Source organism: Ligilactobacillus agilis DSM 20509 (assembly GCF_001436215.1).
Taxonomy (GTDB): Bacteria; Bacillota; Bacilli; order Lactobacillales; family Lactobacillaceae; genus Ligilactobacillus; species Ligilactobacillus agilis.
In genome coordinates this window covers 1-7,068 of sequence record NZ_AYYP01000036.1, presented here as the reverse complement: position 1 = coordinate 7,068, position 7,068 = coordinate 1, and the positions used below count along the sequence as shown (strand labels likewise).

At 42.8% G+C, this 7,068-nt stretch carries 6 protein-coding genes; 4 read left to right on the top strand and 2 right to left on the bottom strand.

What is annotated here, in order from left to right; genetic code table 11:
• Positions 1 to 437: 437 nt before the first annotated feature.
• Together FC14_RS05180 and FC14_RS05175 are read right to left on the bottom strand one after the other, a co-directional pair.
• Positions 438 to 935, bottom strand: coding sequence for a MarR family winged helix-turn-helix transcriptional regulator (locus tag FC14_RS05180; protein WP_056976772.1), 498 nt, complete (start codon positions 933 to 935; stop codon positions 438 to 440).
• 75 nt (positions 936 to 1,010) lie between these two features.
• Positions 1,011 to 2,609, bottom strand: coding sequence for an APC family permease (locus FC14_RS05175; protein WP_056976771.1), 1,599 nt, complete (start codon positions 2,607 to 2,609; stop codon positions 1,011 to 1,013).
• A 146-nt stretch (positions 2,610 to 2,755) separates the two neighbouring features.
• On the opposite strand from FC14_RS05175, the gene FC14_RS05170 reads away from it, so the two are divergent.
• The 4 genes from FC14_RS05170 (at position 2,756) to FC14_RS05155 (ending at position 6,989) form a co-directional block, all read left to right on the top strand.
• The gene (locus FC14_RS05170; RefSeq protein WP_056976770.1) at positions 2,756 to 3,400 is read left to right on the top strand and encodes a GntR family transcriptional regulator; all 645 of its coding nucleotides are present in this window, start codon (positions 2,756 to 2,758) and stop codon (positions 3,398 to 3,400) included.
• Between the two features lie 184 nt (positions 3,401 to 3,584).
• Positions 3,585 to 4,772 (top strand): quaternary amine ABC transporter ATP-binding protein, encoded by a 1,188-nt coding sequence (locus FC14_RS05165; protein ID WP_056976769.1) that lies wholly within the window; start codon positions 3,585 to 3,587, stop codon positions 4,770 to 4,772.
• Between the two features lie 22 nt (positions 4,773 to 4,794).
• Positions 4,795 to 6,519 (top strand): ABC transporter permease/substrate binding protein, encoded by a 1,725-nt coding sequence (locus FC14_RS05160; protein ID WP_235804508.1) that lies wholly within the window; start codon positions 4,795 to 4,797, stop codon positions 6,517 to 6,519.
• A 119-nt stretch (positions 6,520 to 6,638) separates the two neighbouring features.
• Positions 6,639 to 6,989: an iron-sulfur cluster biosynthesis family protein gene (locus tag FC14_RS05155; protein ID WP_056976767.1), complete on the top strand. Its 351-nt coding sequence runs from the start codon at positions 6,639 to 6,641 to the stop codon at positions 6,987 to 6,989.
• Positions 6,990 to 7,068 lie beyond the last annotated feature (79 nt).

The following is a 7,068-nucleotide window of genomic DNA, read 5'->3' as shown; positions in this document are numbered from 1 at the left end:
CTCATTTTTATACTAGCGAATTGACTTCGCAAATGTTTTGCAGTTGTTTCCAACTGCCCCTACACATTTGGTTTGTCTAAAACTTTGTTCAGTTTTCAAAGATCTACTCACTCGTCACCACTAATTAACAGTAGCGACAACTTTTAAAAGTTTAACAGCTATCATTTTCACTGTCAAGAATTATTTTTAATAATTATTAAAAATAATTTCTAGCGACAACATTTATATAGTATCAAAATCAAGTTTGTTCGTCAAGCTTAATTTTGATTTCTTTTTAGTTGTAAAAGCTTTGACGGCTTGAAACAACGATACTTATCTTACCGAAAAAACTTTAACCGGTCAAGTAGTTTTTTTATTTTTTTGAATTTAATTTTGGAAATCGTTATCAAGTCTAAAAAAAGTCCGGTCATTCGAAAACCGGACTTTTTTAAACTAACTTACTTCTTAAAAAATTGGCTAGGATGGGTAGGTAACTCTCGCATTTTTTCCTTTAACTGTGCTAACTCACTTTCACTAATGCCAGCTAGGTTAGCCTTAATCTTAGCTAGGTAAGTCAAAAATTGGTCGAGCTCTTCAGAATCGAAGTCTTTGAAGATTTGCTCGGAAATTTTATCATGAATAGCAGCCATCTTGGTAAAGACTTCCTGACCCTTAGCTGTCAATTCAAGCCGGCCTTCCTTTAAGGATAGCAGCCCACTGGCAACTAACTTATCCACCGCACTCTTAACTTCACTAGGAACTAAGTCAAGTACTTCTGCCAGGTGTAAGACATCATTGGCTAAGCCGGATTTGACTTGGCTCAAAATCCTGACCGCAATGTGCCTATGTTCCGTTAACCCTGCGTATAAGCTTTCATGTAATAGGGCCTTCTTTAATAAGTCCAAGTTGACCGTTTCGTTAAGTTTAGACAATACTTCCCGTTTTTTAGCTGACATGCTACCCCTACTTTCCTGTTAAAAAATTTACTCTATGATTAATTTAGCTTGTTTGAAATCGTTTGTCAAAGAAAACTAACCCTCTAATTTCACTTGGTGGTTAACCTTAGCAGCTGCAACCAAATCGGGGCCGTCAATCCGACTAGCTAAGGCCCAGTAATAGAAAACAAGCGAAACAATCACGATAATTAAAAAGTCAAATGGATACTTAAAGTAGTCTTGCCCACCAAAACCTGCGCTTCCAAGGTAAGACATTACGGAGATGAAAACTAAGTAGACTAGTAACCACCCCGCCCCTTTTAGCTGACCTTTTAGACTTAACTGTCCGTAGCGCCAGTCATAGTAACAATAGATAGGCAAGCCCAGCGCAATTACCAGGATAACTTCCACCGTTGTTGGCCACATTGCCCAGTAAATGGCTAAGCTGGTTAAAACAAATGAGAGGGGCGCTAAGACCTTTAACCAGTTTGACTTAACCGGACGCTTAAAATCAGGGCGGAGCTTACGCAAGGAGACTGCGGTAACTGGTCCGGTTAAATAAGCAATCAAGGTGGAAGCCGAAATAACGGACGCTAAGGTTGACCAGTCCCTAAAAAGACAGACCAAAATCACTGCCAACCCTAAGTCCGCTAGCAAGGCAAAGCGTGGTACCATGTATCTTCGTTCTAAGCGTCCTAACCAAGCCGGAATGTGGCCACTTTTAGTCATGGACGCTAAGGTCCGAGCGGCAGTGGCGACAAAAGCAACCCCCGTTCCAAAAGGAGAAACAAAGGCGTCAATGTAAAGTAACACCGATAACCAATGTAGTCCCAATAAAATTGCTAAGTCCGCAAAGGGGGAAGCAAAGTTAATCCCGGCCCAACCTTTAGCGAGGCTGCTTGGTGCAACCGCCCCGATAAAGGCTACTTGTAACAAAATATAAATGACAGCGGTAATACTTAGCGAAATCACAATTCCCCGCAAAATGTTTTTCTGGGGCCGCTCTAGTTCGCCCCCCATATTAATAACCGTTTGAAAAGCATCGTATGAAAAAATGATTCCCGATACGGTCGTGGCTTCAAAAATTGCTCGGCTCCCATAAGGGGCAAAACTCTGCCAACTATGACCAAAGTTACCGGTATGAAAGCCACTAATGATTAGCATAATAATCGTTAAGGTTGGCATCCCAATTTTAAAGATTGAAATCAAGCTGGTAAAGTGGGTTAACACCTTGACCGACCAAAAATTTAGCATGGTAAAAAAGAGCATAAAAAAGAAGACGACAACTATCCCTAAACCCGTCACCTGACCGTGATCCATGAACTGATTAGTCCAGTTAGCCCATTTCCAAGGCCAAGTCGACATGTATTGAACCGACGCAACCGCCTCAATCGGAATCAGGGTAATTAGGGAGATCCAGTTAGCCCAGGCGGCAATAAAGCCTAACAAGGGCCCATGGCTATACTGGGCATAGCGGCTCATCCCCCCACTTTCAGGAAACATCGCTCCTAACTCAATGTAGTTAAAGGCAATCACCATAATAATAACCGCCCCTAAAATCCAGGAAATAATGGCAGCAGGTCCCGCCACCCGCGCGGCTTCCCCTGCACCAAAGAGCCAGCCGGAGCCAATCAGCGACCCCAAAGCTAGCATGACCGCAGAAAACAAGCCGATTTTTGTTGATTTATTCTGCATTTCTCTAACCTCTTATTCAAATTATTATTCAAGTTTAGCACAGATTAGCTTTTTTGTCGCAAGCTGCTTTGGGGTTGACTTTTCATTTCAAAAAAAACGTACTATAATGCGAGTGAATAAAATCTCTAAGAAAGTAGTCGTTAAATATGTCAGGTGATAATAAGAAAAAAATAACTTTTCCCCGCTACCAACAAATCGCGGTCGCATTAGCTGAACGCATCGTAGCCGGTAAATACCCGGTCGGTAGCAAGCTCCATGCCCGTTCAACTTTAGCTAGCAACTTTAAAGTTTCACCCGAAACGGCACGCAAAGCTATCAATATGCTGGCTGACCTCGATATTATGGAAGTCAAGCACGGCAGTGGCGCTTATATCTCCTCTAAAGAAAAAGCCCAAGAATTTCTAGCTAATTACCAAGAAACAACCTCCCTCGCCAAAATGGAAGCCGGGATTAGCCAGGCTTTAAGCAAGCAAAAAGCCGACCTCGAAGAGTTAGCCCAAATGGTGACTAACCTGGTTGAACGAACTCAGTTAGTCCATAAAAAATTTCCCTTTTCTCCCTTTGAGTTAGTTTTACCAACCACGGCGACTAACCTTGAGCGTTCGCTTAATGAATTGAATCTCTGGCATTCAACCGGGGCGACTCTGATTGCGATTAGGCATGCAGACGAGCTCGTGGTTTCACCCGGACCTTACGCTATGTTAGCCGCTGGCGATACGATTTACTTTGTCGGCTCAGAGCTATCCTACGAACGAGTTTGCAATCTGTTCAATATTCAACTTAATAACTAAACAAGTGCCAACCTTTTTATAAAATTAGGTTGGCACTTTATTTTTTTTAGATTTTTTTACCGCTACAATCGTCTAGAAGTAACCGCTTTTAGAAAATTAAATTTCAAACAACTTATTTGACAAAGTGACAACATTATAGTTACGATAGTATTGTCACTTAAACGAATTTGAAAGGAGTTTTTCTGTGGAACAGTTAGAAGTTCACAACTTAACCAAAATTTTCGGGCGGAAAAGAAAAGCCGCTTTAAACCTAGTTAAACAACAAGTAAGTAAAACAGAAATCTTAAAGAAAACCGACGCCACTGTGGGTGTCTACGATGCCAACTTTAAAGTTAAAGCCGGGGAAATCTTTGTTATCATGGGGCTGTCTGGTTCGGGGAAATCAACTTTAATCCGGATGCTCAACCGCTTAATTAACCCCACCTCAGGTCAAATCTACATTGATGGTAAAGACGTAGCTAAGATGAATGAAGAAGAGCTACGCCAAGTGCGGCGGGAAAAGATTAACATGGTCTTCCAAAATTTCGGCCTCTTTCCTCATAAAACCATTTTAGAAAACACTGAATACGGCCTCGAAGTTAGGGGCGTAGCTAAAGAAAAACGCCGCCAATTGGCCGAAGCTGCTTTAGAGAGTGCCAACCTTTTAGCCTTTAAGGACCAATACCCTAACCAATTATCTGGGGGGATGCAGCAGCGGGTTGGTTTAGCCCGGGCTTTAGCCAACGACCCAGATATCCTCTTAATGGACGAGGCCTTTTCTGCGCTTGACCCCTTGATTAGGCGGGACATGCAAGATGAATTGCTAAACTTACAGGAAGAAAAACAACGAACCATTATCTTTATCACCCACGATTTAAACGAAGCCTTACGCATTGGCAATCGCATCACCATTATGAACGACGGCCAAATTTTACAAATCGGGACTGGGGAAGAGATTTTAACCAACCCTCAAAATGACTTTATCAAGGAATTCGTCGAAGACGTCGACCGCTCCAAGGTTTTGACGGCGCAAAATATTATGACGGCTCCGTTTACTACTAACATTGAAAACGATGGTCCTAACGTGGCCCTAAGTCGGATGCGGGTAGAAGAAGTCTCCATGCTGTTGGCTGTCGATAAAAGACGTCAGCTTAAGGGGAGCCTAACTGCCGAAGCCGCCCTTAAAGCCCGCAAAGAAAAGCTGCCGCTTACGGAAGTTATCGATAAAAACGTCAAAACCGTTAGTCCAGATACCCTAATCACGGATATCTTTGACTTAATTTATGATTCGCCTACCCCCCTTGCAGTGGTCAATGAAAACGGCCGCTTACTGGGAGTAATTATTAAGGGCCGGGTGCTAGAAGCCTTAGCCGTTAATAGTTCGGAAGCTTAATTATCTTGAAAGGATGGAATTTGTGGATATTTTTAGTTACAAACTACCTATTGCACACTTAATTGACCAATTAACTAATTGGTTGACCACCAACTGTGCCGGTTTCTTTAACCTAATCACTAAGGGTGGGTCAGCCTTGATGGACTTCATCACTAACGGGCTCTTATTCCTACCACCCTTACTGCTGATTGTCCTCTTAACTATCGCTGCGTACTTTGGCAGCAACAGACACTTTAAATTACCAGCTTTAACCTTGCTGGGACTCTTATTTGTCTATAACCAAGGGCTATGGACCGGGTTAATGAACACCTTCACTTTGGTCTTAATCGCCAGTTTAGTCTCCATCATCATTGGAATTCCTTTGGGGATTTGGATGGCTAAAAATGATAAGGTCCAAGCTGTGGTTAAACCTATTCTGGACTTTATGCAGACAATGCCCGCCTTTGTTTACTTGATTCCGGCGGTAGCCTTCTTTGGCATCGGAATGGTTCCCGGGGTCTTTGCCTCAGTTATATTCGCCTTACCCCCAACAGTCCGTTTTACCAACTTAGGGATTAGACAGATTCCTAAGGAGTTGGTCGAAGCCACTGATGCCTTTGGTTCAACTCCTAAGCAAAAACTTTTCTCCCTAGAATTACCTATGGCTAAACCTACCATCTGGGCGGGGATTAACCAGACCATCATGCTGGCCCTCTCAATGGTAGTTACTGCTTCCATGATTGGGGCGCCTGGGTTAGGAAAAGACGTCTTATCTGCCCTTCAACACGCTAACATTGGGACGGGGTTTGTGGCCGGATTAGCCTTGGTTATCCTAGCGATTATCATCGACCGCTTCACCCAAAAATTTAACCAACCAATCCAAGCCAAGCCTAAATTGACCCCTAAACAAAAGCGCAAGCACCGCGTGATTGTCGGAGGAATTTTGGCCGCCATTATCCTTGTTTTAGGCGCCGGTAACTTTAAGTCTTTGACCCAAAAAGCTAAACCCACCGTTAATCTAGGCTACGTTGACTGGGATTCCGAAGTTGCTTCGACTAACGTTATCGCCCAAGTTTTACGTGACCAAGGTTTTAAAGTGGAACTTACTAGTTTAGATAACGCCGTCTTATGGAAATCGGTTGCCAACGGCTCAGTCGATGCCGAAGTCGGAGCTTGGTTACCTACAACTCACGGTAATTTATATAAGCAATACCACAATAACTTAGTCGATTTAGGACCTAACCTTAAGGGCGTTAAGCTTGGCTTAGCCGTCCCTGCCTACATGAACGTTAATTCAATCTCAGACTTAAATGACCAGGCTGATAAAACCATCACTGGGATTGAACCAGGGGCTGGTGTTACCGCAGCCGCTAAGAAAACCCTCAAGGCCTACTCCAATTTAAATGACTGGCAACTTTCTACCTCCTCTTCCGGTGCGATGACTGTTGCCTTAGATAAGGCCATCAAGCAACACCAAGAAATTGTAATTACGGGTTGGTCTCCTCACTGGATGTTTGCCAAGTATAAACTCAAATACTTAACAGACCCTAAACATACAATGGGGCGGAGCGAAAATATCCATACCATTGTTAAAAAGAATCTCAAGACAGATAACCCTAAAGCCTACCGGATTTTGAACAAGTTTACGTGGACAGAGGAAGATATGGAAAGCGTCATGCTTGATATCAATAATGGGATGAGCCCTCAAAAAGCTGCCCAAAAGTGGATTAAAGCTCACCCTAAGCAAGTCAAAGCTTGGGTAGACTAATCAAAAAAGCAGATCTAAATTATAGGCCTGCTTTTTAATTAATATTGTGAGCACTATATTTCTCTTTTAACAACTTATTAGTTATAATAGATACAGATAGAAAGAAAGAAGTGAGTGCTATGTATCTAACAGTTACAACTGAAGCCAAAGAAAAGCTAGCTCCCTTTGCAGATTTTGATCTCCTTTTAGACTATGACGACGGGGTTGGTCCTCTATCCAAGACCGGCTCATGTACCCTTGACGGTGGTTTTAGGATTATCGCCGTTAAGCCCGGTACCTACGCCAAGGATTACTCTGAAACCCTAGACTCCGATTTAGGTCCGGTACGCTACAAGGACTATACGGATATGTTCATGGATAACAACATGAAACTCCAGATTAATCCCGTTAACAAATTGCTCAAACTTAGCGGTAATAGTTCCGGTGAATTAACCGCTTCTGTTGCGATTGTTGACGCTACTAATAACTAGCTAAAAAGCCCTCCACCCAATTTTTGGTGTGGGCCCTGTCAAGTAGACACTAAAAAAATATAAACTTTATGCAGCCTGA

What these genes read in the sequence shown, in the direction of transcription:
- FC14_RS05170 (WP_056976770.1), top strand. Translation starts at nt 2,756, where the DNA reads ATGTCAGGTGATAATAAGAAAAAAATAACTTTTCCCCGCTACCAACAA.
- FC14_RS05180 (WP_056976772.1), bottom strand. Translation starts at nt 935, where the DNA reads ATGTCAGCTAAAAAACGGGAAGTATTGTCTAAACTTAACGAAACGGTC.
- FC14_RS05175 (WP_056976771.1), bottom strand. Translation starts at nt 2,609, where the DNA reads ATGCAGAATAAATCAACAAAAATCGGCTTGTTTTCTGCGGTCATGCTA.
- FC14_RS05155 (WP_056976767.1), top strand. Translation starts at nt 6,639, where the DNA reads ATGTATCTAACAGTTACAACTGAAGCCAAAGAAAAGCTAGCTCCCTTT.